Source organism: Stenotrophomonas tumulicola (assembly GCF_014117215.1).
Classification (GTDB): Bacteria; Pseudomonadota; Gammaproteobacteria; order Xanthomonadales; family Xanthomonadaceae; genus Stenotrophomonas; species Stenotrophomonas tumulicola.
On sequence record NZ_JACGXS010000007.1, the window covers coordinates 35,450 to 59,203 of the forward strand.

The following is a 23,754-nucleotide window of genomic DNA, read 5'->3' on the forward strand; positions in this document are numbered from 1 at the left end:
GGCGGGATGGGGGCGATCGTGTTGTTGCCGTTGGGCGTGGACGATTCAGCGCTGGACCGCTGTCTTGCGGCACTGGACCACGGCACGGCCGCCGGGACCGCCGTCTGGCTGGCCGACGATGCCCAGGCGGGTCCGCGCGCGCAGGCGGTGGTGGAACATTGGCTGGCCCACACCCCGTTGCAGGCGGAGTACACGCGCCGCGCCCGGCCCTTGGGTGAGGTCGCCCATCTGGACGAGATGCTGCATGCCTGTGCTGGCCTGGATGTTGCGGTGCTGGCTCCGGACAGCGTGCCGGCGCCCGGCTGGCTGGACCAGTTGCAGGCCTGTTTTGCCCGTGATGCGTCCGTTGCCACTGCCACCCCGTGGTGCAACGCCGGCGAAACGGTGGCCTGGCCACGGATGGGTGAGATCAATCCTCTGCCGGAATCGTTGGAAGCCCTGGCCCATGCCTGTGCCGACCTGCCGCCGCAACATCCCGAGCTCCCGTCTGCGGTCACCCATGCGGTGCTGGTGCGTGGCAATGCCCGGCGCCGTGCAGGTGGGCTGGATGTGCAGAGTTATGGCGGTTGGAACGCCGCGCTGGTCGACCTCGGACTGCGCATGAGCGGCCTGGGATGGCGCAATGTCCTGTGCGAGAGCGCCTTCGTGGCCCGTGCGGGCGAGGGCGGCAACCATCCGGGTGACCTGGAAGCGCTGGCCAACCGCTGGCCGGCATGGACGCCGCGGTTGGCGGACTTCCTGATGCACGATCCCCTGCACGAGGTGCGCACGCAACTGCAGGCGCGCTACCGGCAGGCGATAATGCCGCAGGCGCAGGCGGATCTGTTCGGTGCGCCATCGCCGCCGCAGGAGCCGTCCGCTTGAACCATGCCATCGTCGCCGTCGTCGTCACGTTCCAGAGCGGCAGCACCATCGATGCCTGCCTGCAACGCCTGCGCGATGCTCGTGACATCGCCGAGATCCGGGTGGTCGACAACGGCTCCTCGGACGATACCGTCGAGGTCCTGCAGCGCCATGCCAGCCATGATGCGCGGGTGCGCTTCATCGCCAATCCGGACAATCCCGGATTCGCGGCCGCCAACAACCAGGGCGTCGCCGCGTCGCAGTCGCCGTGGCTGGCCTTCATCAACCCCGATGTGATGGTTGATGCCGGAACGCTGGCAACGCTCCGTGAGCGTGCGCTGCCACTGGGTGACTGCCTGCTGGGGGTGGAGCAGGTGGACGAGCAGGGGCGGCAGGATGAGGCAGTGCGTCGTCGCGATCCGGACTTCCTGGCGATGCTGCGCTCGCCGGGACAGGGTTCGAAGCTGGCGATCGCGCGCGACCCGGCCAGCACGCTGCAGCCGGTGCCGGCGTTGTCCGGCGCGGTGATGCTGATGCCACGCACGTTGTTCGACCGCATCGGCGGTTGGGATGCCGGTTACCGCCTGCATGCCGAGGACCTGGACCTGTGCCGGCGCGTGCGCCAGGCCGGGGGCACGGTGGCCATCGCCAACGACCTGCAGGTGCTGCATGTGCGCGGGGTATCCAGTCGTTCGCGCCCGTTCTTCGTGGAATGGCACAAGCATCGTGGGTTGTGGCGTTACTTCGGAAAGTTCGAGGCAGGCCAGCGCAGCCTTCCCGTCCGTGCGGCCGTATGGGCTGCGATCTGGGCGCATGCCGCGCTGCAGTTGCCACGGCTGTTGCGCGGGCGCTGAAGGGGTGTGTACAGCGAACGGCGAAGCCCCTCGCGGCTGGCGGCAGGATCTGCTTGCGGGGTGGCGACGGGTTCCGTGGGCCGCCAGCCGCGTTGAAAAAAAATTGGTAGAGCGGGGCCATGCCCCGCTGCCGTGTGTACGATGCCGGTCCCCGATCACCCCATTCCGCCGGGCATGGCCCGGCGCTACCCGGCGCTGCATGGACCTGTCGAAGGTTGGGCGGGGTGGGTTGGCGGGACCTTGTGAGGCAGGAGCCGAACAGGAGCCCCCATGGATGGGTTCACGGCGGGTCCCGCCAACCCACCTCGCCCAACCAACCCCCAGCCCTGCAGCTGTTGCCGTTGTCGTTGACGTTGACGTTGACGTTGCATGAAGCAGGGGCCGGGCGCGGCCTGGCCAGCACACCGCAGCGCGGCGCGGCGCATAATGGCGGCATGATCATTCAATCCCTGCTCGACACCGACCTGTACAAGTTCACCATGATGCAGGCGGTGCTGCACCAGCATCCCGGCGCACTGGTGCAGTACCGGTTCAAGTGCCGCACGCCGGGCATCGACCTGGCGCGCTACATCGACCAGATCAACGAAGAGATCGACCACCTGTGCAGCCTGCGCTTCACCACCGCAGAGCTGGACTACATGCGTGGCCTGCGCTTCGTGAAGCCCGATTTCGCCGACTTCCTCGGCCTGTTCCACCTCGACCGCAAGTACATCACCCTCCGTGCGTCGGACAGCGTGGCAGGCGAGATCGAGCTGGACATCACCGGCCCCTGGTTGCACACCATCATGTTCGAAGTGCCGCTGCTGGCCATCATCAACGAAGTGTGGTTCCGCAATACCACCACGCCGGACATCGCCGAAGGCGAGCGTCGGCTGCAGGCCAAGGCGGCGCTGCTGCGCGACACCCCGGGGTTCGATCAATGCCGGATCGCCGATTACGGAACGCGGCGCCGCTACTCGCGCGACTGGCACGCGCGGCTGTTGCCGCTGTTGCGCGATGCACTCGGTCCGCAACTGGTCGGCACCAGCAACGTGCATTTTGCCCGCCTGTACGGCATGACCCCGCACGGCACCATGGCCCACGAATACCTGCAGGCATTCCAGGCCTTGGGACCGCGCCTGCGCGATTCGCAGGTCACGGCATTGGAATCGTGGGCGCGGGAGTACCGCGGCGACCTCGGCATCGCCCTGTCGGACGTGGTCGGGCTGGATGCCTTCCTGCGTGATTTCGACATGTATTTCTGCAAGCTGTTCGACGGCGTGCGCCACGACTCGGGCGATCCGTTCGATTGGGGCGACCGCATGCTGGCGCATTTCCAGCATCGCAGGGTGGATCCGCGCAGCAAGGTACTGGTGTTCAGCGATGGCCTGAACATCGAGAAAGTGATGCGGCTGTTCGATTATTTCCGCGGTCGCTGCCAGGTGGCGTTCGGCGTGGGGACGCACCTGACCAACGACCTGGGGCCGACCCCGTTGAACATCGTGATCAAGATGGTCCGGTGCAATGGCCAGCCGGTGGCCAAGCTGAGCGACTCGCCTGGAAAGAGCATGTGCGACGATCCGGGCTATCTGGCCTACCTGCGCCAGGTGTTCGAACTGCCGGCGGGCGATTGACCCAGCGCGCTCGCCGAGCATGGCTCGGCGCTACACGGGGCGTTTCGTTTGCAGCGCCGGGCCATGCTCGGCCAGCGCAGCGGCAGAGATCATTCCAGCGCGAACCGCAGCACGAACAATCCCGCCACCAGCCATACGGCCGGATGCACTTCGCGCCAGCGCCCGGTGCCCGCTTTCAGCGCGGCATAAGCGATGAAACCGAATGCCAGGCCATTGGCGATGGAGTAGGTGAACGGCATCGCCAGCGCACACAGCGCCGCGGGTACCGATTCGGTCAAGTCGCTCCAGTTCACTTCCACCAGTTCGCGCAGCATCAATCCAGCGACGAACAACAGCGCTGGCGCGGTGGCATAGCCGGGCACCATCGCCGCCAACGGCGAGAACAGCAGCGCCGCCAGGAACAGCGCGGCCACCACCAGCGCGGTGAGGCCGGTGCGGCCCCCCACCTGCACCCCTGAAGCACTTTCGGCGAAGGCGGTGGTGCTGCTGGTACCCAGCAACGAACCGGCGACGATGGCGGTGCTGTCGGCCAGCAGGGCGCGACCGAAGCGCTTCTGCGAACCCGGCAGCTTGAGCAGGCCGGCACGGCCGACCACTCCGTACAGCGTGCCGGTGGCATCGAATACTTCCACCAGCACGAACACCAGCACTACCTGCAACAGCACCGCCAGCGGCGCGCCGCCGTCGTGGTGCAGCAGGCCAGGCAGGTCCAGTTGCAGGAAGGTCGGTGCCAGGCTTGGCGGCAGCGAAACCAGGCCGTGGTACTGCACGTCACCCAGCAGCCAGCCTGCGGCCGTGACGGCGAGGATGCCGATCAGGATCGCGCCGCGAATGCCGCGCGCCTCCAGGATGGCGATCAACAGGAAGCCGCCCAGTGCCAGCAGCGGCGGCGCGGTGTCCAGCGCGCCCAGCGTCACCAGCGTGTCTTCGTTGCCGATGATCACGCCGGATTTCTGCAAGGCGATGATGGCCAGGAACAGACCGATGCCGGCGACGATCGCCGAACGCAGCGAGGCCGGGATGCCTGACACCAGCCAGGCGCGCACGCCGGTCAGCGACAGCAGCAGGAACACCAGGCCGGAAATGAACACTGCCGCCAGCGCCTGTTGCCACGGCAGTCCGGCCGCACCGACCACGGTGAAGGCGAAGAACGCGTTGAGGCCCATGCCCGGCGCCATGCCGACCGGAAAATTGGCGGCGAAGGCCATCACCAGCGAACCCAGCGCGGCGGCAAGGCAGGTGGCAACGAACACGGCACCTGCATCCATGCCGGTGGTGGACAGGATGTCGGGGTTGACGAAAACGATGTAGGACATCGTCAGGAAGGTGGTCACTCCAGCCAGCAGCTCGGTACGCACGGTGGTGCCATGTTGCTGCAACTGGAACAGGCGCTCGGTCAGGCGCATGGCGGGTCTCGCAGGTCGGGGTGGAAACGACACACCCATGGGGCAAAAAGGAGGACGGCCGCACTGGGCGGCCGTCCTCGGGGCTTCTTACTTCAGCGCCTTGAAGCGCAGGCGCTTGGGCGCGGCGTCGTCGCCCATGCGGCGGCGCTTGTCTTCTTCGTATTCGCGGTAGTTGCCCTGGAAGAACTCCACGTGTGAATCGCCTTCGAACGCCAGGATGTGCGTGGCGATGCGATCCAGGAACCAGCGGTCATGCGAAATGACGAAGGTGTTGCCCGGGAACTCCAGCAGCGCATCTTCCAGCGCACGCAGGGTTTCGATGTCCAGGTCGTTGGACGGTTCATCGAGCAGCAGCACGTTGCCACCCTGCAGCAGGGTCTTGGCCATGTGCAGGCGGCCACGCTCGCCACCGGACAGCGAACCGACCAGCTTCTGCTGGTCCTGGCCCTTGAAGTTGAAGCGGCCGATGTAGGCACGCGACTGGATCTCGATGCCGTTGATGTTGAGGATGTCCAGGCCGCCGGCGATTTCCTGGAAGACGTTGTGGTTGCCTTCCAGCGCGTCGCGACTCTGGTCCACGTAGGACAGCTTCACGGTCGGGCCGACCACGATCTCGCCGGTGTCCGGCTTCTCCTGGCCGGTGATCATCTTGAACAGCGTCGACTTGCCGGCGCCATTCGGGCCGATGATGCCGACGATGGCGCCGCCCGGGACCAGGAAGTTCAGGTCGTCGAACAGCAGGCGGTCGCCGAACTTCTTCGACACGTTCTTGAACTCCATCACCGCATTGCCCAGGCGCTCGCCCGGCGGGATGAAGATTTCGTTGGTTTCATTGCGCTTCTGGTAATCCACCGACTGCAGCTCTTCCAGGCGGGCCAGGCGGGCCTTGCCCTTGGTGCGGCCGCCCTTGGCGTTCTGGCGCGACCATTCCAGTTCCTTCTGGATCGCCTTCTGGCGGGACTTTTCCTGGTTGTCTTCCTGCTTCAGGCGCTCGTCCTTCTGCATCAGCCAGTCGGTGTAGTTGCCCTTCCACGGGATGCCGCGGCCGCGATCCAGCTCCAGGATCCACTCAGCGGCGTTGTCGAGGAAATAGCGGTCATGGGTGACGGCCACCACGGTGCCGGTGTAGCGCGCCAGGAACTGTTCCAGCCACTCCACCGACTCGGCGTCGAGATGGTTGGTCGGTTCGTCGAGCAGCAGCATGTCCGGCTTCTGCAGCAGCAGGCGGCACAGCGCCACGCGGCGCTTTTCACCACCGGACAGCTTGCCGACCACGGCATCCCACGGTGGCAGGCGCAGGGCATCGGCAGCGACGTCCAACTGGTTTTCCAGGGTATGTGCGTCACCGGCGGCCAGGATGGCCTCCAGGCGCTCCTGCTCCTTGGCCAGCGCGTCGAAATCGGCGCCTTCCTCGGCATAGGCCAGGTACACCGCATCCAGCGCGGCCTGGGCCTGCAGCACCTCGCCGACGCCTTCCTCGACGGCTTCACGCACGGTCTTGGTCGGATCGAGCTCCGGTTCCTGGGCCAGGTAGCCGACCTTGGTGCCAGCCTGGGCGCGGGCTTCGCCCTCGAAATCGGTATCCACGCCGGCCATGATCTTCAGCACGGTCGACTTGCCGGCACCGTTCAGGCCCAGCAGGCCGATCTTCGCGCCGGGGAAGAACGACAGCGAGATGTCCTTGATGATCTGCCGCCTGGGCGGAACCATCTTGCTGACGCGGTTCATGGTGTAGATGTATTGCGAGGACATGGAGTCTCCCAGAGGGTCGATCCACCGGGACCCTGGTGCTGGCCGGCGGAAAACGGAATATTTGACCTCCCATTATCGCCGATAGCCTCTTTCACTGCCATGGCAGGGCGAGGGCGGTTCAGCGGGGTGTTCGTGGCAGGACGCGAAGGCAGGGCACCGCCATGCGCGCCTTTCTCCCACGACAAAGTGGGGAAAGACATGGCTTACCGGCGTGGGCGGGCAAGCGCACGATCAACGTGCCGCCCACCTACCGGAGACGCTTCGATGATCCGCTCACGCCTGGCTGCCACCCTCTGCCTCCTGCTGTTCCCTGCCGTCCCGCTGCTGGCGCTGGGCGCCGAGGATCCGCCGCTGCTGCCGTCACCGCTTTCCCTGAAGGACCTGACGGTTGGCTCCGGCACGCAGCGCATCTTTGATCTGGCGTTCGCCAGCACGGACAAGGGGTTTGGCTGGGAGATAGCCACCGCGGATCCTGGCCGGGCGTTGTCGGGCACCCTGGAGTTCGCACTTGTCGGCGGTCCGGTGCTGCGGACCATTCCGCTCGATGGTGCCGAAACATGGGGCGGATACCTGGACCTTTCCAGCTCGATCGGAGCCAAGCGCGTGCAGCTGCGGCTCCTTGGCGGTCCCCAGGACATGCGGCTGGATTTTTCAATTCCAGGCCCATCGCCGGACTTGAAACAGGGGCAGGCGGTTGCCGTGTTTTCGGAGCGGACGAGCGAGCCGGGATACAAGGCATCCCGCCAGCTGCGGTTGTCCAGGCGCTCCAGCGTGGACCTGGTGACCTGGGGAGGCGACGCGGAAGTCCAACTGGAGGTGCACGGGCCGATCGGGGAAGGGGGATTCCCGCCCCGTCAATGCGATGACCGCGGCGATGCGTGGCGACATTGCAGGCTGGAGTCGCTGGAGCCGGGCCGGTACGCTGTTACCGTGACCGGAAAGGGCAATCCGATCCAACTCCTGGGTCGTTGGCAGGCTGCGGACTGACGTTGCTGGCCGAAACCTGAACAAGCAAGGACGTGCCAGCTCAGGAATCGTTTCCAGCGGGAAATGATTCAGATGCGATAAGCAATATGTGATCTACACCCAGCAGCAGAGGTTTCGTCATGCGCATCAATCGACTCTTGGCCGGTGCCGTTGCCTCTGTCCTGGCATTCGGCACCATTGCCCCGGCTTTTGCCGACAACGACCGGCACCGTGGCCATGACCGGCGCGAATGGCGTGATGATCGCCGCGATCACCGGAATGATCACCGTGAAGCCCGGCGGGACTCGCGGAATGACCGTCGTCATGATCGTCGGGACTGGCGCGATGATCGGCGCCATCCCGGCTATTACCGCCCGGCCCCGCCACCGCGCGTGGTCTATGGATCCCCCTATCGCCCTGCTTATGGACGTGGACCCGGCTATGGCTGGAAGGTCGGCCACCGCTATCGCGACTACTACCGGGGGCCAATCTACGTGGTCAATGATTACAACAGCTATCACGTGCGCCGCCCGCCACGCGGACACCATTGGGTCCGGGACGACCGCGGCAACCTGCTGCTGGTCGCCATCGCCACCGGCATCCTTGCCGACTACGTGATCAACGGCCGCTGACAAGCTTGGGGGGGGGCGATGCAGATCGCCTCCCCGCAGAGCGTCCCTCCGGCGCAGCCAGGGGCGTATCGGGGGAGCGGTCCTGGTGCCGGCGACGGGCTACAATCGGGGTCTTTCCTCCCTGTCCTGGAGTACCACCCGATGTTCCCGCGCGACGTCCGCATCGAAAGTTACGATCCTGAACTGGCCAAGGCCATCGCCAACGAGGCCCAGCGCCAGGAAGATCACGTCGAGTTGATCGCCAGCGAGAACTACGCCAGCCCGGCGGTGATGGAGGCCCAGGGCAGCCAGCTGACCAACAAGTACGCTGAAGGTTACCCGGGCAAGCGTTACTACGGTGGCTGCGAGTACGTGGATGTCGCCGAACAGCTGGCCATCGACCGTTTGAAGCAGCTGTATGGCGCCGATTATGCCAACGTGCAGCCGCACAGCGGCTCGCAGGCCAACCAGGCGGTGTACTTCGCGCTGCTGCAGGCTGGCGACACCATCCTGGGCATGTCGTTGGCCCATGGTGGCCACCTGACCCACGGTGCCAAGGTCAACGCCTCGGGCAAGCTGTTCAATGCGGTGCAATATGGTGTGGATGACCAGGGCCTGATCGACTATGACGAAGTTGAGCGGTTGGCCCTGGAGCACAAGCCGAAGATGGTCGTGGCGGGCTTCTCGGCCTATTCGCAGGTGGTTGACTGGGCGCGCTTCCGTGCCATCGCCGACAAGGTCGGCGCCTATCTGTTCGTGGACATGGCACATGTCGCCGGCCTCGTCGCCGCAGGCGTGTACCCGAGCCCGCTGGAACATGCCCACGTGGTCACCTCCACGACCCACAAGACCCTGCGTGGGCCGCGTGGCGGCATCATCATCGCCAAGGGCGCCAGCGAAGAGCTGGTCAAGAAACTGCAGTCGATCGTGTTCCCGGGTATCCAGGGCGGTCCGCTGATGCACGTCATCGCCGCCAAGGCGGTGGCATTCAAGGAGGCGCTGGAGCCGGCCTTCACCACTTACCAGCAGCAGGTGGTGAAGAACGCGCAGGCGATGGCGAAGACCTTGGTTTCCCGTGGTTACAAGATCGTCTCCGGTGGTACTGAAAACCACCTGATGCTGGTGGACATGATCGGCAAGGAAGTGTCTGGCAAGGACGCGGAAGCCGCGCTGGGCAAGGCCCACATCACCGTCAACAAGAACGCGGTGCCGAACGATCCGCGTTCGCCGTTCGTGACCTCCGGCCTGCGCCTGGGCACCCCGGCGGTGACCACCCGTGGTTATGTGGAACAGGACTGCGTGGACCTGGCCAATTGGATCGCTGACGTGCTGGATGCCCCGGCCGACGAGGTGGTGATCGCCCGCGTGCGTGATGCGGTCAGCGCGCAGTGCCGGAAGTACCCGGTCTACGGCTGAACCATCCTGGTCGCCTGCGGCGGACCCCGATAGCGAGCCGGGCCATGCGGGGCGAACGCCCGGCGCGGTGCGTTTGGCGTTCGCCGGGCATGGCTCGGTGCTGCAGGGCAGCGTATTTGCTGCCCACGGCCATCTCCGGTACCGTTGCGACGCTGCCGTGACTACGGCGTGACATCCGCGAGATGCAAGGCGCTCCATGTACTGCCCGTTCTGCCAACATGTCGACACCCGTGTGATCGATTCGCGCGTCTCTGAAGACGGTGCGACGATCCGTCGTCGACGTGAGTGCGAGGCGTGCAGCGAGCGCTTCAGCACGCTGGAGACCATCGAGCTCAAGCTGCCCGCCATCATCAAGGGCGATGGCAGCCGTGAGGCGTTCGATGTGCGCAAGGTCCGCGCGGGGTTCGACCGCGCGCTGCAGAAGCGTCCGGTGCCCGAAGAAAAGATTGAATCGGCGGTTCGCGCGGTGGTGCATCAACTGCGCATCTGTGGTGAGCGCGAGGTGCCGTCCATCCGCGTCGGCGAGTTCGTGATGAACGAACTGCGCAAGCTGGATCATGTCGGTTACGTGCGCTTTGCGTCGGTATACCGCAGCTTCGAGGACGTGGCCGATTTCCGGGAGGAGATCGAGAAGCTGGAGCGCGAGCTGCCGGCCAGCACCGAGCAGTTGCAACTGCTCGGCGACGTGATTGCATTGACCAAGAAAAAGAAGGGTTGACCCGGCACGTGAGTGCCTTTTCCGCCCTCGACCACCTGCACATGGCCGATGCCCTGCGGCTGGCCGAGCGCGGTGCGTATACGACGCGACCCAATCCCATGGTGGGATGCGTGGTCGCCCATGGTGAACGCGTGGTCGGCCAAGGCTGGCACCAACGCGCCGGCGGGCCGCATGCCGAGGTGTTCGCGCTGCGCGAAGCCGGGGAGCAGGCGCGTGGCGCCACGGCTTACGTGACCCTGGAACCTTGCGCCCACCATGGCCGTACCCCGCCTTGTGCGTTGGCGCTGATCGAAGCCGGCGTGACGCGCGTGGTCGCGGCGATGCGCGATCCATTCCCGCGAGTGGATGGGGGAGGATTCGCCCTGCTGCGCGAGGCGGGCATCGAGGTCGGAGAAGGGCTGCTGCGCACGCAGGCGCGGGAACTCAACCGCGGTTTCCTGTCACTGCAGGAGCGCGGCCGTCCCTGGTTGCGGGTGAAGCTGGCGGCCAGCCTGGATGGGCGCACGGCCATGGCCGATGGCCGCTCGAAGTGGATTACCGGGCCCGCAGCGCGCGAAGATGTACAACACTGGCGCGCACGGGCCGGCGCGATCCTCACCGGTGCCAGCACGGTGCTGGCGGATGACCCGATGCTCACCGTGCGGTTGGCGGATGCCGATGTGGCGCCGCCGCTGCGGGTGGTGCTTGATGCGCGCCTGCGATCGCTGGCGCGCGCGCGCGTACGCCAGCACGGCGCGCCAACGCTCTATCTGCACGATGCCGCAACGACAGTGCCCGATGACCTCCCGGGCACCGGGTTCGTTGCGGTGCCCAGCACGGATGGGCGCTTGGCGCTGGACGCCGTTCTGGCACTGCTGGCCGCACGCGGGATCAATGAGGTCCATACGGAGGCGGGTGCCACCCTGGCCGGTGCGCTGCTGGGCGCCGGCTGGGTCGACGAAATCCTCCTCTACCAGGCGCCGACCCTGCTTGGCGACGAGGGGCGGCCGCTGTTTGGCGACCTCGGCATCACCACCATGGAACAGCAACGCCGCATGACGGTCGTCGACCAGCGGCAGGTAGGCGACGACCTGCGGCTGCTGTTGCGGCCGCAGGCCGGCTGATCGGGCTGATCCGGCCAAGGCAGGCCACGGCCCGCTTCATCGGGCCGCAGGACATTTCAATCCGGCTCCGGACCACAGAACATCTGGATCCGGTTCAATGCTGAGTCATCATAGTGCCTCTGGTCGTCCTCGACCTTGCTGGTGAAGCCTCTCAGTGCCATTCCCGGGGGGCACATGTGCTTGGTTCCCCACTCCCCCCACTGGGCTGGCGGCCGGCCTGTCAGTATCCAGCCGCCCGAGCAGAAGAGATTGAGGTTGCCCATCGCAGTATCGTCGCCACTTCCCTGATCGGATTCGATACGCATCTGGAAGCCGACGGCATGACCGTAGTTCGGGCAAGCCTGGAAATCGTCCCATTCGCCGAAGGGTCCCTCCTTGCTCCTGATCTCCTTCTGCCCGTGTTCACCGCGTGGGGCGCAGCGGAAACGCACCGCATTGAGCGCGCTGTCGTCGTCATTCGCACCGTTTCCCTGGAACCTCTCGCCTTTCACGATCATGCCGAAGATGTAGTGGCGTTCGGGACACATGGCGATCGGTCCCCAGCTTCCCCAGCCTTCCTTTGCGTACGCCGGGTCGTCGGGCAGGACACGGTTGCGCACCGAAGTGGCACTGGAAGTTCCTTCAAGCCTGGTACGGGTCCAGTCGTTGTCGTGTACGGAGTGGACCTGCAACTGGCGCTTGTCCGTGTCGTAGGCGCCGACCAGCCAGGTGCCGTATTGAGGGGCGCCGGCATAATAGACAGGCACCGTGCCGAAGCTGCGCTTCCTGCCGATGTTCTTGTGCAGGTGCCCGGCGAAGATGGCCAGGACGGTATCTTCGTAACGTGCGATCAAGTCCGCGAACCGCCCGCCGTCGGCGCTGCCAGCGTCATGTTTCCAATTGACGAAGGGCGCCTTGTGCATGTTCAGGATGACGCCATGGCCGGCGGCACGCGCCCATTCCAGTTCCTGCTCGAGGAAATCCAGGGATTGGCTGACCAGGAACGTTGCCCTGCCTGAATCGAACTTGGTGGTATAGGTCGGTTCGTTCTGCAGCTGTATGGCCAGCAGTGTGTCGAACTGGAGGCTGTAGGCCATGCTGCCGTAATAGAGTGCCCAGCCGTTGTCTTTCCGGCTGATATCCAGCCTCCGGAAGGGATACGTTTCCGCATCGTGGCGCATTCGATAGAGCATGCCTGCAGCGCAGCCGTCGTCGGTACAGTCGCCGACGTTGTTCTGGTAGTCGTGGTTGCCCAGCCCCCAGTAGAAGTTCCCGTCATAGGCTTTGAAGGCCGTGTCGAACATGAAGTCGCGCTGCCAGCCATGGCCGAATGCGGTGATGTCTCCATTGATGAACCACGGCACCTGGCCCGTGCCGCCCTGGCTCTGGCGGTATGCGCGGACCGCCGCTGCCTGGCGCAGGATGAAGTCAGCAGAGCGACTTCTCTTCGTGCTTTCGGACTCATTCGTGCCGTCATCGCTTTTCTCTGTCCACGGATACTGGGGATCGGCCGTGACGACGAACCTGAGTACGCGCGCCTCGACCGCGGTGGTCAGTGCAGCGCCCAATGGCAGTGCCGCCGCGGCAAGCAGGAAGCGGGAAGGAAAGTACTTCATCGTCGGTCTCCTGGTGTGGAGACCTGAGGAGAGCTCCCCTTGCGCCCGAATGCAGTAGGGCGTCACCGACGCCGTTCGCAGTTCGCCATGGGATTTCCACAGCCAGGCCTGCCGTGGTGCCGGTCCTGCAGTCATGTGACGCGATGTGGACGACTGGCGTGGGGAAGTCGCTACAGGACAGCGGGGCGGTTCTCCGCGAGGCGGATCCGGGCGTGCCACAGTGCCAAGCTGTACCGTTGCCGTCTCCGTCAGCCGGGGGCAATGCCCGTGTCGCGCCGGACGGGAGCGCAACGATGTGTTCGAGGCGACGGGCGGATCAGGCTGGTATCATGTCGCTGCCGGGTCATCCGGTAGATCAAACGTCTTCAGGGCGGGGTGCGATTCCCCACCGGCGGTAGGTGCCTCGGGGCACGAGCCCGCGAGCGCCCCGGCCCATCGCCGGGGGTCAGCAGATCCGGTCCGAAGCCGGAGCCGACGGTCATAGTCCGGATGAAAGAAGACGATGCCACGGGATCCTCTGGCCCCTGTGTGCATCTGTTTGCCTTGCGGCGTTTTTCGCTCACTTTTCGCGGAGAACGTTACTTGTTTACTGGAATCATCGAAGGCGTCGGCCACCTGGCCGCGCGAGACTCCATCGGCGGCGATGTCCGCTTTACCTTCCACGTCGGGAATCTGCCGTTCGACAGCGTGCAGCTGGGCGAGAGCATCGCCATCAACGGCGTCTGCCTGACCGTCATCGCGTTCGACAAAGACAGTTTCCAGGCCGACGCGTCCACCGAGACCCTGGGCCTGACCACGCTGGGCCAGCTGGGCGAGGGCGCGGTCGTCAATCTCGAACGCGCCATGCGTCCGACCGACCGCCTCGGTGGCCACCTGGTCAGCGGGCATGTGGATGGACTCGGCCAGGTGCTGTCCATCCACGAGGACGCCCGCGCCCAGCGCTGGCGCTTCGCTGCGCCGGCCGCGCTGCGCCGCTACATCGCGAAGAAGGGCTCGATCTGCGTGGATGGGGTCAGCCTGACCGTCAACGAAGTGGACGACGAAGGCTTCGAAGTCGCGCTGATCCCGCACACCGTGGCCAATACCGCGTTCTCCGCCACCGGCGTGGGCAGTGCGATCAATCTTGAGATCGACCTGGTCGCCCGTTATGTGGAACGCCTGCTGGGTGAAGGAGCACGCGCATGAATTTCGCCTCGATTCCGGACATCCTGGAAGACATCCGCCAGGGCCGCATGGTCGTCATCGTCGATGACGAAGACCGCGAGAACGAGGGCGACCTGATCATGGCCGCAGAGCTGGTCAAGCCGTCGGACATCAACTTCATGGTGACCCACGGGCGTGGCCTGGTGTGCCTGCCGCTCACCCGCACCCGCGCCGCCGACCTTGGCCTGGCACCGATGGTGCAGGCCAATACCGCCCAGTTCCAGACCAACTTCACCGTCAGCATCGAAGCCGCGGAAGGCGTGACCACGGGCATTTCCGCGCACGACCGCGCGCACACCATCCGTACGGCGGTGAAACCCAACGCGCGGCCCGCCGACCTGCATCAACCGGGCCATATCTTCCCCTTGATCGCGCAGCCCGGCGGCGTGCTGACCCGGGCCGGCCATACCGAAGCCGGCGTGGACCTGGCCATGCTGGCCGGGCTGGAACCGGCTGGCGTCCTGGTGGAAATCCTCAACCCCGACGGCAGCATGGCGCGCCGCCCGGAACTGGAAGTGTTCGCCCGCGAGCACGGCCTGAAGATGGGTTCCATCGCCGACCTGATCGCCTACCGCCTGGCCACCGAAAAGACCGTCGAGCGCGTGGACGAACGCGGGATCGACACCGAATTCGGCCCGTTCAACCTGGTGACCTACCGCGATCGCATCGCGCACGACCTGCATTTCGCGCTGGTACGCGGCGTGCCGGATGCGCAGACGCCGACGCTGGTGCGGGTACAGGTGGAAAATCCGCTGGCGGACCTGCTGCACTGGCGTCGCGATGACTTTGGCGTAGCCGCCACCGATGCGCTGCGCGCCATTGCGGCGGCCGACAACGGCGTGATGGTGGTCCTGTCCGCGCCGCGCGATGGAGAGGCGCTGCTGGCACGCCTGCGCCAGCAGCCACAGCCGGTGGTGCCCGGCAAGGACAAGGACGTGGGGCAGTGGCGGCGCAATGGCGCCGGGGCGCAGATCCTGTCCGACCTGGGCCTGGGCAAGCTGCGCGTGCTGGGTACCCCGCGTCGGCAGATCGGCCTGGCCGGTTATGGCCTGGAAGTCGTGGAAACGCTGGGCTGCTGAGCCTGGCATGGCGTGCGCGGGCCCGCGAAGGGCCTGCGCACGGTAAACTTGGTCCCCTCTTACGTCCCCCAATCCGCACATGAGCCATTTCGAAGGCGATCTTCGCACTCCCGGGTCGGCGCGCTTCGCCATCGTGGCCAGCCGCTGGAACGCCCGCATCACCGACACCCTGGTGACCGGTGCCCGCCAGGCGCTGGCCGGCAATGGCATCAGCGAAAGCGAGGTGGATGTCATCCGCGTTCCCGGCGCATGGGAGATCCCCCTGGTCGCCGCGCGGCTGGCCGCAGCCCACGAGCACGCCGCCATCATCACCCTGGGGTGCGTGATCCGCGGCGATACCCGCCATTACGAACATGTCGCCGACCGCTGCGCCGAAGGCTTGATGCGCGTGCAGCTGGATTTCGGCGTGCCGGTGATGAACGGTGTCCTTGCCGTGGAACGCGCCGAGGATGCCGAGGCACGCGCTGGCGGCAGCCATGGCAACAAGGGCGAGGAAGCCGCACTTGCGGCGTTGGAAATGGTCAATCTTCTGGAGCAGCTGCCATGAACAAGAACACCCAGGGCAGGCCGTCCGGGAAACCCGTACGCCGCGATGGCGTCGATCCGGTGCTGCGTTCGCGCGCCCGCCGTCGCGCCGTGCAGGCGATCTATGCCTGGCAGATCTCCGGTGGCAACGGCCAGTCGCTGGTTGCGCAGTTCGCCCACGAACAGGCGCGTGAAGTCGCTGACCTGGCTTACTTCGAGGCCTTGGTGCACGGCGTGCTGGACAATCGACGTGACCTGGACGAGGCACTGGCCCCGTTCATCGATCGTGGCATCGAAGAAGTGGATGCGATCGAACGCGCGGTGCTGCGCCTTTCTGCGTATGAGCTGCGTCTCCGTCCCGATGTGCCGTATCGCGTGGTGATCAACGAAGCCATCGAGTCGGCCAAGCGTTTCGGTTCCGAGCATGGCCACACCTATGTCAACGGCGTGCTGGACCGTGCGGCCGTGGAATGGCGCAAGGCCGAATCCGGAAACTGATCCGGATACCGCCCGTGTCGCTCACCGAGTTCGCCCTGATCGATCGCATCCGCGCCCGCAGCCGGGGCGGTGATGGCATCGTGCTCGGCATCGGCGACGACGCGGCGTTGCTGCAACCGTTGGCTGGCCATTGGCTGGCGGTCACGGCGGACACCCTCAACAGCGGGGTGCATTTTCCGCCGGAAACGTTGCCTGCCGACATCGGCTGGAAGACATTGGCGGTGAACCTCTCCGACCTTGCGGCGATGGGCGCTGCCCCTGCCTGGGGCACGTTGGCCTTGTCGCTGCCGCACGCCGATGCCGCCTGGGTCGACGCCTTTGCCGATGGGTTCTTCGCGCTCGCCGATGCGCATGGGTGGCGTTTGATCGGTGGCGACACCACGCGTGGACCGTTGTCGTTGTCGGTGACTGCGTTCGGCCAGGTGCCACATGGCCGTGCGTTGCGCCGCGATGGCGCGCAGGTCGGCGATGACATATGGGTGAGCGGTACGCTGGGCGATGCGGCAGGCGCGCTGAAGCTGTGGCAGGACAATGGGCTGGATGTCACCCGGCCAGCGGCCGACGCTGACGTGGAGTTCCTGCGCCAGCGCCTGTTGCGGCCGACGCCGCGGGTCGAACTTGGCCTGGCGCTGCAGGGGATTGCGTCAGCCGCGGTGGACATCTCCGATGGATTGCTTGCGGACCTGGGGCATATCGCGGCCGGCAGTGCTGTCGGGGCGGACGTCGATGCCACGCGGGTACCGTTGTCCGGTCCGTTGCGTGCCGTGCTGGGCATGGCAGGAGCCCAGGCGTGTGCGTTGTCCGGTGGCGATGATTACGAACTCTGCTTCACCGCAGCACCAGGGCGGCGCGAGGACCTGCAACGGGTCTCTGCACGCCTGGGGCTACGGCTCACCTGCGTGGGGCAGACAACCGCAGGCAGCGGCGTATCCACTGGCCGGGATGATCCAGGGGCAGGCTACCAGCACTTCGCCTGAGTGGACGGTGGGCGCCACCATGCGGGTGCCACGGATTCCACCGGGGGGACATCATGGGCGGGCCCGGTGATTCCCATCGATGGTCGATCCCGCTGTCACGGCTGCTGCGGGCCTGGGGCAAGCTGCCGTCGGCAGCACCTTGCCCGGATTGAGGATGCCATCCGGATCCAGCGCGGCCTTGATCGCACGCATCGCGGCCAGCGTTTCCGGTGTGAATGCCTGCGCCATGAAATCACGCTTGGCCAGCCCGATGCCATGCTCACCCGACAGCGTGCCTTCAAGCGCCAGCGTCAGCGCGAAGATCTTCGGCAGGGCGGCATGCGCGCGTGCATTCTCGTCCGCGTCATCCGGGTGGTACAGGATGTTGACGTGCAGGTTCCCGTTGCCGGCATGTCCAAAGGTCACGATGGTCAGGTCATGCTCGCGCGCCAACGCCTGCACCCCGGCCACCAGTTCCGGTATGCGCGATACCGGCACCACCACGTCTTCATTGATCTTGCCCGGTGCGACGCTGCGCAGCGCAGGCGAAAGCGCCTTGCGTGCGGCCCACAGTTTCTCCCGTGCCGCCCCTTCCATCGCCACGTCGAGGGCGAGCATGCCGTCCCCTTCGGCGGCCGTTGCAAGCGCCTGCAGCAGGTAGGGCAGGGTGTCGTGGTCGCCATCGGCTTCGATCAGCAGCATCGCGCCAGCATCCGCTACGTCGGCGCCATTGAGCCGCAGCAACTGCAGGCTGCGGGCGTCCATGAACTCCAACCGCGTCGGCACCACCGGCTGCCCCATCACGCGCGACACTGCCTGCGCTGCCGCATCGGCATCGCGGTACAACACGCGCAGCCCCGCCTGTGCCACCGGCAGCGCGGCCAGCTTCAACGTGGCTTCGACGATCAGCGCCAGCGTGCCTTCGCTGCCCACCAGCAGATGGGTCAGGTCATAGCCGGTAGCATCCTTGGTATAGGCACCACCGCACTGGATGATGTCGCCGCTGCCGGTGACCGCGACCAGGCCCAGCACGTTGTCGCGACTGGTGCCGTACTTCACCGCGCGCGGGCCGCCGGCATTGCAGGCCAGGTTGCCACCGATGCTGCAGATGTCCGCGCTGGACGGATCCGGTGCCCAGAACAGCCCATGCGCCGACAGCGCATGCTGCAGGTCGCCGTTGAGGACGCCCGGCTCCACCACCGCGCAGCGGTCGCCTGGCCGTATTGAAAGAATGCGGTCCATGCGCGCGAACGACAGCACGATGCTGCCTTCCAGCGGCACCGCCGCGCCGGTGGTTCCGGTGCCCGCTCCCCGGGCTACCAGTGCGATCCGATGGCGGCGGCAGGCGCGTACCAGTGCCTGCACCTGCTCGCGTGATGTCGGCAGCGCGACGGCGGCGGGGCGCTGGTGGCGCCATGAGTTGTCCTGCGCATTGGCTTCCAGGGCGCCATCATCGGTGCGCCATCCCTCTGCACCGAGCAGCACGGACAGTTCGGTGGCCAGTTCGGCAGGGAGCATGTTGTTCATTTCGGTATCCACTGTAGAGCGGTTGCATGACCTGCTACGAACCCAATCAGCCTTCCACGCGGAATGCATCGCGCAGCCAGTGCAGCCGGGGCGGATCGCCAGTGGCCTCCACCACATCGAAACGGCAAGGACGCTCGGCCAATGCCGGATGCGCCTGCAGGTACAGTTGTGCCGCCAGCGCCAGGCGTTGCTGCTTGCGTGCGTCCACCGATACCGCGCCACCGCCGAAATCGTGGCGTGCGCGGTAGCGCACTTCAACGAATACCACGGTGCCGTGGTCGTCCATCACCCGGTCCAGTTCTCCGCCGCGGTAACGCGCGTTGCGCGCCAGCAGGCGCAGTCCCTCGTCACGAAGCAACTGCTCGGCAGCGGCTTCGACCGCTGCGCCACGGCGAGCCCTGTCAGTTGGCATTGGCGATCGGCATCGGCCGCCCGCCATTGAAAGTGGACCAGGCTGGCGAACGCAGGATGTTGCCCATGCCATCCAGGTACAGCGTTCCGGTGGCCCCGGCCAGGCCGCTCTGCTGCGCCAGCGTGTCCAGGTAGGCACTGATCTTCCACGCATCGAAACCGAAGGCGAACAGGCGTCCTGATGCGCCACGCGCGCTGGGCAGCAACTGGCCCGCCGCCGCAGCGCTGGGCAGGCCGGCGACGCCGCGGACATTCCAGGCCTCGTTCGGGTACACGATGCCGTCCAGGGCCACGTCTTCCTCGGGTTTGCCGCTGCCGATGGTCAGCTGCGAGGTGCCTACCCGGGTTCCGCCGCCGATACCGGCCAATGCCAGTTGCGGCGCCAGTTGCCGTGCCTGTGGCGCACGCACGGCCAGCAGCACGCCGTCAGCCGGGCCGGCGGCGCGCAGCCGGGCGGTGATGTCGCCCACCGCATCGGCTACGGCCACGGTGGCCAGCACCTGCCCGCCACGCTGGGTGAAGCGTTCGGCGAAGGCGGCGGCGGTGCGGCGCCCGGTGTCGTCACTACTGTGCACGACCAGCACCTGGCTGCGTTCGCGGCCGCGCAGGTATTCGGCGGCCATCACGCCGTCGTCCTCCGGCGCCAGTGAAAAACCGGCGCTGCCGGCCGGTGGCGCATCCTTGCCACGGTTCAGCGCCAACACCGGAACCGGCAGCTGCGCACGTCCGTAAACCGCATCCACTTCGTCCCGGCCAAGTGGACCGACGATGAAGTCGGCGCCTGCCGCGACGGCCTTGTCGTAGGCAGCGAGGGCACCGGCAGGAGTGCCGGTGGTGTCGATGAAGTCGATTTCCGGCTTGCGCCGGGACTCGCCGTAGTAGCCGGTCAACAGGCCATCGCGCACGGGCTGGGCGGCGGTGGCCATGCGTCCGGTCAGCGGCAGCAGCACCGCCATCCTTGCCGGCGGCTGGTAGCCGTCGCTCATGGCGGGCGGGCGCTTGCTGGTATCGAACTGGGCGGTTGCTTCGCGATCGAACGGGCGTGGCAACGGCAAGCCGCGCGCGATCAGGGCGCGACCGGCAAAGTTGTACAGCGGGTCGTTGGCCGGCAGCGCCGTGGCCCGGTCGCGCAGGGCCGCATCATCCAGCGTGCCGAGCAGGGCGGCGATGGCGCCCTGGTTGTCGGTGCGCTGCTTGCCGGAAAGGGCGGCATGCGCGCGGGCGCGTTCCTGGGCTGCGCCGAAGTTGTCTCCACCCGCCTGCAGGGCTGCGGCGCGGGCCAGGTGCCAGCGCGGTGCCAGCGCCGGCAGCACGTTGGCGTTCGGCTCGGACAAGGCAGCCAGTGCCTGTGCGGGCTGTTTGTCGGCCAGCGCCAGTTCGGCGGTGGTCAGCAGGTAACGCTGGCGGCTGGCAGCGGACAGCTGGCGGGGCTGCGCCTGCGACAACAGGCTGCGTGCGCGGGTGGCGTCGCCTGCCTCATGCCAGGCAAACGCGGCATCGGCCAGCGCATTGCTGCGGGCTGCGCCACGCAGGGTGCCGGCAAGCGCCTCCAACTGCATCGCGGCATCGCGCGGACGGCCCTGCTCGATCAGTTGCAGTGCCTCGCTCTGCGCCGGCGATTCAGGCGCACTGGTCAGGCTGGTGGTGGCACAGCCGGCCAGCAACAGCAGCGACAACGACAGGGCGGAGATCCGGACAGCAGGCTTGTTCATGATCGGGTCCATGCAGGAAGGGCAGCGGCCGTGGCCAGGTACACGCTAGGATTCTACCCTTGACCTTGGAGTGCCGTTGAGATGACCGTTGCCACGTTGTATGTCGTTGCCACCCCGATCGGCAACCTGGCCGACCTGAGCCCGCGTGGGCAGGAGGTGCTGCGCACGGTGGCGGCCATCTGTGCCGAGGACACCCGGCACACGGGCCAGCTGCTGTCCCACTTCGGGATACAGCAGCCGCTGGTGGCCCTGCATGAACACAATGAAGAGATGCTGGCAGAGCGGATCGTGGCGCGGTTGAAGGCCGGTGAGTCGCTGGCGCTGGTCAGCGATGCGGGCACGCCGCTGGTCAGCGATCCCGGATTCCGCCTGGTGCGGGCTGCCCGTGCCGCAGGCGTCAAGGTCAGCCCGGTGCCGGGTGCATGCGCGGCCATTGCCGCACTCAGCGTGGCGGGCCTGCCCAGTGACCGTTTCACGTTCGAAGGCTTCCTGCCGGCCAAGGGAGCGGGACGCCGTGAGCGGTTGCAGGCGCTGGCCGGCGAAGTGCGCACGATGGTGTTCTATGAATCCTCGCACCGGATCAGCGAATCGCTGGCAGACATGCGGACCGTATTTGGCGACGGACGCCCGGCGGTGCTCGCGCGTGAGCTGACCAAACTGTTCGAAACCGTGCTGGATGGCGATCTGGCCAGCCTGCAGGACCGGGTGGATGGCGATGACAACCAGCGCAAGGGCGAATTCGTGGTGATGGTGCAGGGGGCACAGGACGATGAGCAGGCGCAGCTGGCGCACGGACGGCGCGTCTACGCCAAACTGAGCGAGCACCTGCCACCGTCCACCGCAGCCAGGTTGGCTGCGGAGCTGACCGGTGCCCCGCGCAAGGCGCTGTACGGTTCGTAGCGCCGGGCCATGCCCGGCGAGCGCCATGAACGTTGCATCGAACGGCTGCCGGGCATGGCCCGGCGCTACCGGATTGCAGTCGCCGGGCGCGGCGGACACGGCATTTGCGCTAGAATATGCGCTGGCGGAGTCGGCCAGGCAGTCGCGTCATCCTTCGGGATGCCGAGGAAAGTCCGGGCTCCACAGGGCAAGGTGCCAGGTAATGCCTGGGCGGCGCGAGCCGACGGAAAGTGCAACAGAAAGATACCGCCTACGTCTTCTTCGGAAGGCCGGTAAGGGTGAAATGGTGCGGTAAGAGCGCACCGCGAGTCTGGCAACAGACCGGCACGGCAAACCCCACCTGGAGCAAGACCAAATAGGGACCTCATGGCGCGGCCCGCGTCGGGTCCGGGTAGGTTGCTTGAGCGCCGTGGTGACGCGGCGCCTAGAGGAATGACTGTCCACGACAAAACCCGGCTTATCGGCCGGCTCCGCCTCCTGCTTCCATCACATCGGCGATGAAGCCCCTTTTCCCAAAGGGGTTGATGGCCGGGGCAGCGTCAATAGGTGATTCGATCGCCGCCCAGATGGATGCCCTGCGGGCCAAAGCGGCGTTCGTGGATTTCCCCGTGCCCGGTCTGGTCGATCAGGATGATCGTGCTGGCGCGGGTGCCGTAGTCGTCGCCGCGGATGAAGGCCGGGCTGAGCCAGCGTTCGAGTTCCCGGCCGATGCCGGTGTCCGGCAGGTCCTCGTCGCGCGGACGCTGCTCGTCGGCCAGCGCCGACCACAGCGGTTCCAGTTCCGCTTTGCCTGCATCGATCCAGGCAGCCAATGCCTCCATCAACCCGAGCGTCTTCGGCCAGGGGGCGTCCAGGGCCCCGTTGGACATGCCGTGGATGCCGTCGCCGAGAGTCTGCCGCTCGGCCGGATGGTTGCCCAGGTACTCGACACCGCTGCGGTCGGCCAGCAACAGGTTGAATGGCGCATAGGCATGGGCGGCGGATTCGAGCTGGTCGATCCGCGCTGCTGCTGGCTGTGTGCCGCGCAGGTAGTCGGCAACCAGCGCACCGCGCGACGGACCGGCCTGTGTCGCAAGCGGATCACGGACGTTGGTGACCACCGCCATCCTGCCGCCGGGCCCGATGCCAGCCCAGCTCCCCCCTGAACGCAGGTCACGTCCGGCCGCTACGCCCGGTGCGTCCGGCCAGATGGAAAGCGCCGACGTCGGGCGGGCGTGGAACTCATCGCGGTTGCCGGCCAGCACCAGCCGCCAGCGCGGGTGATGCGACCAAGCCAAAGCAAGCAGGCACATGCTCCGCATTGTGCGGGTTTGCGCAGTCCCCCGCCATGTGGCCGGGGCATTGGATGAATGCGGCAGCGATGTTTCACGCCGCCTGCACGCGGCTGAACTTCGTCGAAATCTTAAAAGGCGAGATGAAACAGCAACTTGTGGATAAGCCTTGAACAAGTCTCTAAACATCGTCGCAACCTATTGATGAGGCAGGTGATTTTGCCCCCCAAAAGTTGTTGACAACCCTTTGCCCGCTGCTAAGGTGGGCATAAGAGGGAAAACCGGGTGTTTTGTGGTTTTTCGTGGTTCAATGTTTCACCGGGCAGAAGGAAGGGTGCAGGCGTCGTGTTTCAAGGCGAGACGGCCATCACAGTTGACGACAAAGGGCGCATGGCGGTTCCGACCGCGCACCGCGACCTTGTCGCGCGCGTCAGCAACAACCGCCTGGTCCTGACCTACAACCCGTTCGAATCCGGTTGCCTCTGGCTGTATGCCGAATCCGAATGGGAACGCGTGCGCGACGACGTGATGGCCAAGCCCAACACCCAGCGCGTCGTACGGCTGCTGCAGCAGAAGCTGGTCGGCTCGGCTGCACACCTGGAGTTGGACGGCAACGGCCGGATCAGCATCCCCGCCAGCCACCGCGGCGCGGTGGGAATCGAAAAGAAGGCGGTATTGCTGGGCATGGGCGACAAATTCGAACTATGGAGCGAGCAGGCGCACCGCGCGTTGATCCAGCAGACATTGTCTGACGAGGATCTGGGCGATGGGCTTCTCGATCTGAAATTGTGAGCC

At 66.3% G+C, this 23,754-nt stretch carries 21 protein-coding genes, 1 other RNA gene, 1 pseudogene and 1 riboswitch; of the genes and pseudogenes, 16 read left to right on the top strand and 7 right to left on the bottom strand.

What is annotated here, in order from left to right; translation table 11 throughout:
• Window positions 1-6 precede the first annotated feature (6 nt).
• From H4O11_RS13435 to pncB, 3 genes are all read left to right on the top strand, one after another.
• On the top strand, window positions 7-864 hold the full coding sequence (locus H4O11_RS13435; RefSeq protein WP_182339941.1) for a glycosyltransferase family 2 protein: 858 nt from the start codon (window positions 7-9) through the stop codon (window positions 862-864).
• Window positions 861-1,697 (top strand): glycosyltransferase family 2 protein, encoded by an 837-nt coding sequence (locus tag H4O11_RS13440; RefSeq protein WP_182339942.1) that lies wholly within the window; start codon window positions 861-863, stop codon window positions 1,695-1,697. The genes H4O11_RS13435 and H4O11_RS13440 overlap by 4 nt, the downstream gene beginning before the upstream one ends.
• Window positions 1,698-2,131: 434 nt before the next feature.
• Entirely contained in the window at window positions 2,132-3,310 is a 1,179-nt protein-coding gene (gene pncB, locus H4O11_RS13445) for a nicotinate phosphoribosyltransferase (RefSeq protein WP_182339943.1), read from the top strand.
• Window positions 3,311-3,399: 89 nt separating this feature from the next.
• On the opposite strand, the gene H4O11_RS13450 is transcribed toward pncB, so the two are convergent.
• Both H4O11_RS13450 and ettA read right to left on the bottom strand, forming a co-directional pair.
• On the bottom strand, window positions 3,400-4,716 hold the full coding sequence (locus H4O11_RS13450; protein WP_182339944.1) for an NCS2 family permease: 1,317 nt from the start codon (window positions 4,714-4,716) through the stop codon (window positions 3,400-3,402).
• An 87-nt stretch (window positions 4,717-4,803) separates the two neighbouring features.
• Window positions 4,804-6,468: an energy-dependent translational throttle protein EttA gene (gene ettA / locus H4O11_RS13455; RefSeq protein ID WP_182339945.1), complete on the bottom strand. Its 1,665-nt coding sequence runs from the start codon at window positions 6,466-6,468 to the stop codon at window positions 4,804-4,806.
• Window positions 6,469-6,732: 264 nt separating this feature from the next.
• Here ettA and H4O11_RS13460 point away from each other — a divergent pair, with 264 nt between their 5' ends.
• The 5 genes from H4O11_RS13460 to ribD all read left to right on the top strand — a co-directional run bounded on the left by H4O11_RS13460 (window position 6,733) and on the right by ribD (window position 11,282).
• Entirely contained in the window at window positions 6,733-7,455 is a 723-nt protein-coding gene (locus H4O11_RS13460) for a hypothetical protein (RefSeq protein WP_182339946.1), read from the top strand.
• Between the two features lie 119 nt (window positions 7,456-7,574).
• Window positions 7,575-8,066, top strand: coding sequence for an RcnB family protein (locus H4O11_RS13465; protein WP_182339947.1), 492 nt, complete (start codon window positions 7,575-7,577; stop codon window positions 8,064-8,066).
• Between the two features lie 141 nt (window positions 8,067-8,207).
• Window positions 8,208-9,461, top strand: coding sequence for a serine hydroxymethyltransferase (gene glyA, locus H4O11_RS13470; RefSeq protein ID WP_182339948.1), 1,254 nt, complete (start codon window positions 8,208-8,210; stop codon window positions 9,459-9,461).
• 196 nt (window positions 9,462-9,657) lie between these two features.
• Window positions 9,658-10,179: a transcriptional regulator NrdR gene (nrdR, locus tag H4O11_RS13475; RefSeq protein ID WP_182339949.1), complete on the top strand. Its 522-nt coding sequence runs from the start codon at window positions 9,658-9,660 to the stop codon at window positions 10,177-10,179.
• Window positions 10,180-10,220: 41 nt separating this feature from the next.
• Window positions 10,221-11,282: a bifunctional diaminohydroxyphosphoribosylaminopyrimidine deaminase/5-amino-6-(5-phosphoribosylamino)uracil reductase RibD gene (ribD, locus tag H4O11_RS13480; RefSeq protein ID WP_182340071.1), complete on the top strand. Its 1,062-nt coding sequence runs from the start codon at window positions 10,221-10,223 to the stop codon at window positions 11,280-11,282.
• Window positions 11,283-11,338: 56 nt separating this feature from the next.
• On the opposite strand, the gene H4O11_RS13485 is transcribed toward ribD, so the two are convergent.
• Window positions 11,339-12,877, bottom strand: a complete 1,539-nt coding sequence (locus H4O11_RS13485) for a metallophosphoesterase (RefSeq protein ID WP_182339950.1) — start codon at window positions 12,875-12,877, stop codon at window positions 11,339-11,341.
• A gap of 357 nt (window positions 12,878-13,234) precedes the next feature.
• Window positions 13,235-13,382: riboswitch (FMN riboswitch) on the top strand.
• A gap of 77 nt (window positions 13,383-13,459) precedes the next feature.
• Here H4O11_RS13485 and H4O11_RS13490 point away from each other — a divergent pair.
• The 5 genes from H4O11_RS13490 to thiL all read left to right on the top strand — a co-directional run bounded on the left by H4O11_RS13490 (window position 13,460) and on the right by thiL (window position 17,159).
• A complete protein-coding gene (locus tag H4O11_RS13490) occupies window positions 13,460-14,062 on the top strand; it encodes a riboflavin synthase (RefSeq protein WP_182339951.1) in 603 nt (200 codons plus the stop codon).
• Window positions 14,059-15,159, top strand: coding sequence for a 3,4-dihydroxy-2-butanone-4-phosphate synthase (gene ribB, locus H4O11_RS13495; protein WP_182339952.1), 1,101 nt, complete (start codon window positions 14,059-14,061; stop codon window positions 15,157-15,159). Before H4O11_RS13490 ends, ribB begins: the two co-directional genes overlap by 4 nt.
• A 79-nt stretch (window positions 15,160-15,238) precedes the next feature.
• Window positions 15,239-15,706 (top strand): 6,7-dimethyl-8-ribityllumazine synthase, encoded by a 468-nt coding sequence (gene ribH, locus H4O11_RS13500; RefSeq protein ID WP_182339953.1) that lies wholly within the window; start codon window positions 15,239-15,241, stop codon window positions 15,704-15,706.
• On the top strand, window positions 15,703-16,182 hold the full coding sequence (nusB, locus tag H4O11_RS13505) for a transcription antitermination factor NusB (protein ID WP_182339954.1): 480 nt from the start codon (window positions 15,703-15,705) through the stop codon (window positions 16,180-16,182). The genes ribH and nusB overlap by 4 nt, the downstream gene beginning before the upstream one ends.
• Window positions 16,155-17,159, top strand: coding sequence for a thiamine-phosphate kinase (gene thiL / locus H4O11_RS13510; protein WP_182339955.1), 1,005 nt, complete (start codon window positions 16,155-16,157; stop codon window positions 17,157-17,159). The genes nusB and thiL overlap by 28 nt, the downstream gene beginning before the upstream one ends.
• Window positions 17,160-17,288: 129 nt before the next feature.
• Here thiL and H4O11_RS13515 read toward each other — a convergent pair.
• The 3 genes and pseudogenes from H4O11_RS13515 to H4O11_RS13525 all read right to left on the bottom strand — a co-directional run.
• Window positions 17,289-18,665 (bottom strand): annotated as a pseudogene (locus H4O11_RS13515) (FAD-binding oxidoreductase); the annotation flags it as partial.
• A gap of 46 nt (window positions 18,666-18,711) precedes the next feature.
• Window positions 18,712-19,077 carry a YraN family protein gene (locus tag H4O11_RS13520; protein ID WP_182339957.1) on the bottom strand — a complete coding sequence of 122 codons (366 nt, stop codon included), beginning with the start codon at window positions 19,075-19,077 and terminating at the stop codon, window positions 18,712-18,714.
• Complete coding sequence (locus H4O11_RS13525; RefSeq protein ID WP_182339958.1) at window positions 19,067-20,788, bottom strand: penicillin-binding protein activator; 1,722 nt, start codon at window positions 20,786-20,788, stop codon at window positions 19,067-19,069. Before H4O11_RS13525 ends, H4O11_RS13520 begins: the two co-directional genes overlap by 11 nt.
• Before the next feature lie 81 nt (window positions 20,789-20,869).
• On the opposite strand from H4O11_RS13525, the gene rsmI reads away from it, so the two are divergent.
• The gene (gene rsmI, locus H4O11_RS13530) at window positions 20,870-21,688 is read left to right on the top strand and encodes a 16S rRNA (cytidine(1402)-2'-O)-methyltransferase (RefSeq protein ID WP_182339959.1); all 819 of its coding nucleotides are present in this window, start codon (window positions 20,870-20,872) and stop codon (window positions 21,686-21,688) included.
• A 126-nt stretch (window positions 21,689-21,814) separates the two neighbouring features.
• Window positions 21,815-22,164, top strand: an RNA gene (gene rnpB / locus H4O11_RS13535) — RNase P RNA component class A.
• A 63-nt stretch (window positions 22,165-22,227) separates the two neighbouring features.
• On the opposite strand, the gene H4O11_RS13540 is transcribed toward rnpB, so the two are convergent.
• Window positions 22,228-22,980, bottom strand: a complete 753-nt coding sequence (locus H4O11_RS13540) for an NRDE family protein (protein ID WP_182339960.1) — start codon at window positions 22,978-22,980, stop codon at window positions 22,228-22,230.
• Between the two features lie 324 nt (window positions 22,981-23,304).
• Between H4O11_RS13540 and mraZ the strand changes: the two genes are divergently transcribed.
• Complete coding sequence (gene mraZ, locus H4O11_RS13545; RefSeq protein ID WP_182340072.1) at window positions 23,305-23,751, top strand: division/cell wall cluster transcriptional repressor MraZ; 447 nt, start codon at window positions 23,305-23,307, stop codon at window positions 23,749-23,751.
• Window positions 23,752-23,754: the final 3 nt, after the last annotated feature.

Bases quoted from the DNA above. Each gene is read 5' to 3' on its own strand.
- H4O11_RS13435 (WP_182339941.1), top strand. From the start codon at position 7: ATGGGGGCGATCGTGTTGTTGCCGTTGGGCGTGGACGATTCAGCGCTG.
- pncB (WP_182339943.1), top strand. From the start codon at position 2,132: ATGATCATTCAATCCCTGCTCGACACCGACCTGTACAAGTTCACCATG.
- H4O11_RS13450 (WP_182339944.1), bottom strand. From the start codon at position 4,716: ATGCGCCTGACCGAGCGCCTGTTCCAGTTGCAGCAACATGGCACCACC.
- ettA (WP_182339945.1), bottom strand. From the start codon at position 6,468: ATGTCCTCGCAATACATCTACACCATGAACCGCGTCAGCAAGATGGTT.
- H4O11_RS13460 (WP_182339946.1), top strand. From the start codon at position 6,733: ATGATCCGCTCACGCCTGGCTGCCACCCTCTGCCTCCTGCTGTTCCCT.
- H4O11_RS13465 (WP_182339947.1), top strand. From the start codon at position 7,575: ATGCGCATCAATCGACTCTTGGCCGGTGCCGTTGCCTCTGTCCTGGCA.
- glyA (WP_182339948.1), top strand. From the start codon at position 8,208: ATGTTCCCGCGCGACGTCCGCATCGAAAGTTACGATCCTGAACTGGCC.
- nrdR (WP_182339949.1), top strand. From the start codon at position 9,658: ATGTACTGCCCGTTCTGCCAACATGTCGACACCCGTGTGATCGATTCG.
- ribD (WP_182340071.1), top strand. From the start codon at position 10,221: ATGGCCGATGCCCTGCGGCTGGCCGAGCGCGGTGCGTATACGACGCGA.
- H4O11_RS13485 (WP_182339950.1), bottom strand. From the start codon at position 12,877: ATGAAGTACTTTCCTTCCCGCTTCCTGCTTGCCGCGGCGGCACTGCCA.
- ribB (WP_182339952.1), top strand. From the start codon at position 14,059: ATGAATTTCGCCTCGATTCCGGACATCCTGGAAGACATCCGCCAGGGC.
- ribH (WP_182339953.1), top strand. From the start codon at position 15,239: ATGAGCCATTTCGAAGGCGATCTTCGCACTCCCGGGTCGGCGCGCTTC.
- nusB (WP_182339954.1), top strand. From the start codon at position 15,703: ATGAACAAGAACACCCAGGGCAGGCCGTCCGGGAAACCCGTACGCCGC.
- thiL (WP_182339955.1), top strand. From the start codon at position 16,155: ATGGCGCAAGGCCGAATCCGGAAACTGATCCGGATACCGCCCGTGTCG.
- H4O11_RS13520 (WP_182339957.1), bottom strand. From the start codon at position 19,077: ATGCCAACTGACAGGGCTCGCCGTGGCGCAGCGGTCGAAGCCGCTGCC.
- H4O11_RS13525 (WP_182339958.1), bottom strand. From the start codon at position 20,788: ATGAACAAGCCTGCTGTCCGGATCTCCGCCCTGTCGTTGTCGCTGCTG.
- rsmI (WP_182339959.1), top strand. From the start codon at position 20,870: ATGACCGTTGCCACGTTGTATGTCGTTGCCACCCCGATCGGCAACCTG.
- H4O11_RS13540 (WP_182339960.1), bottom strand. From the start codon at position 22,980: ATGTGCCTGCTTGCTTTGGCTTGGTCGCATCACCCGCGCTGGCGGCTG.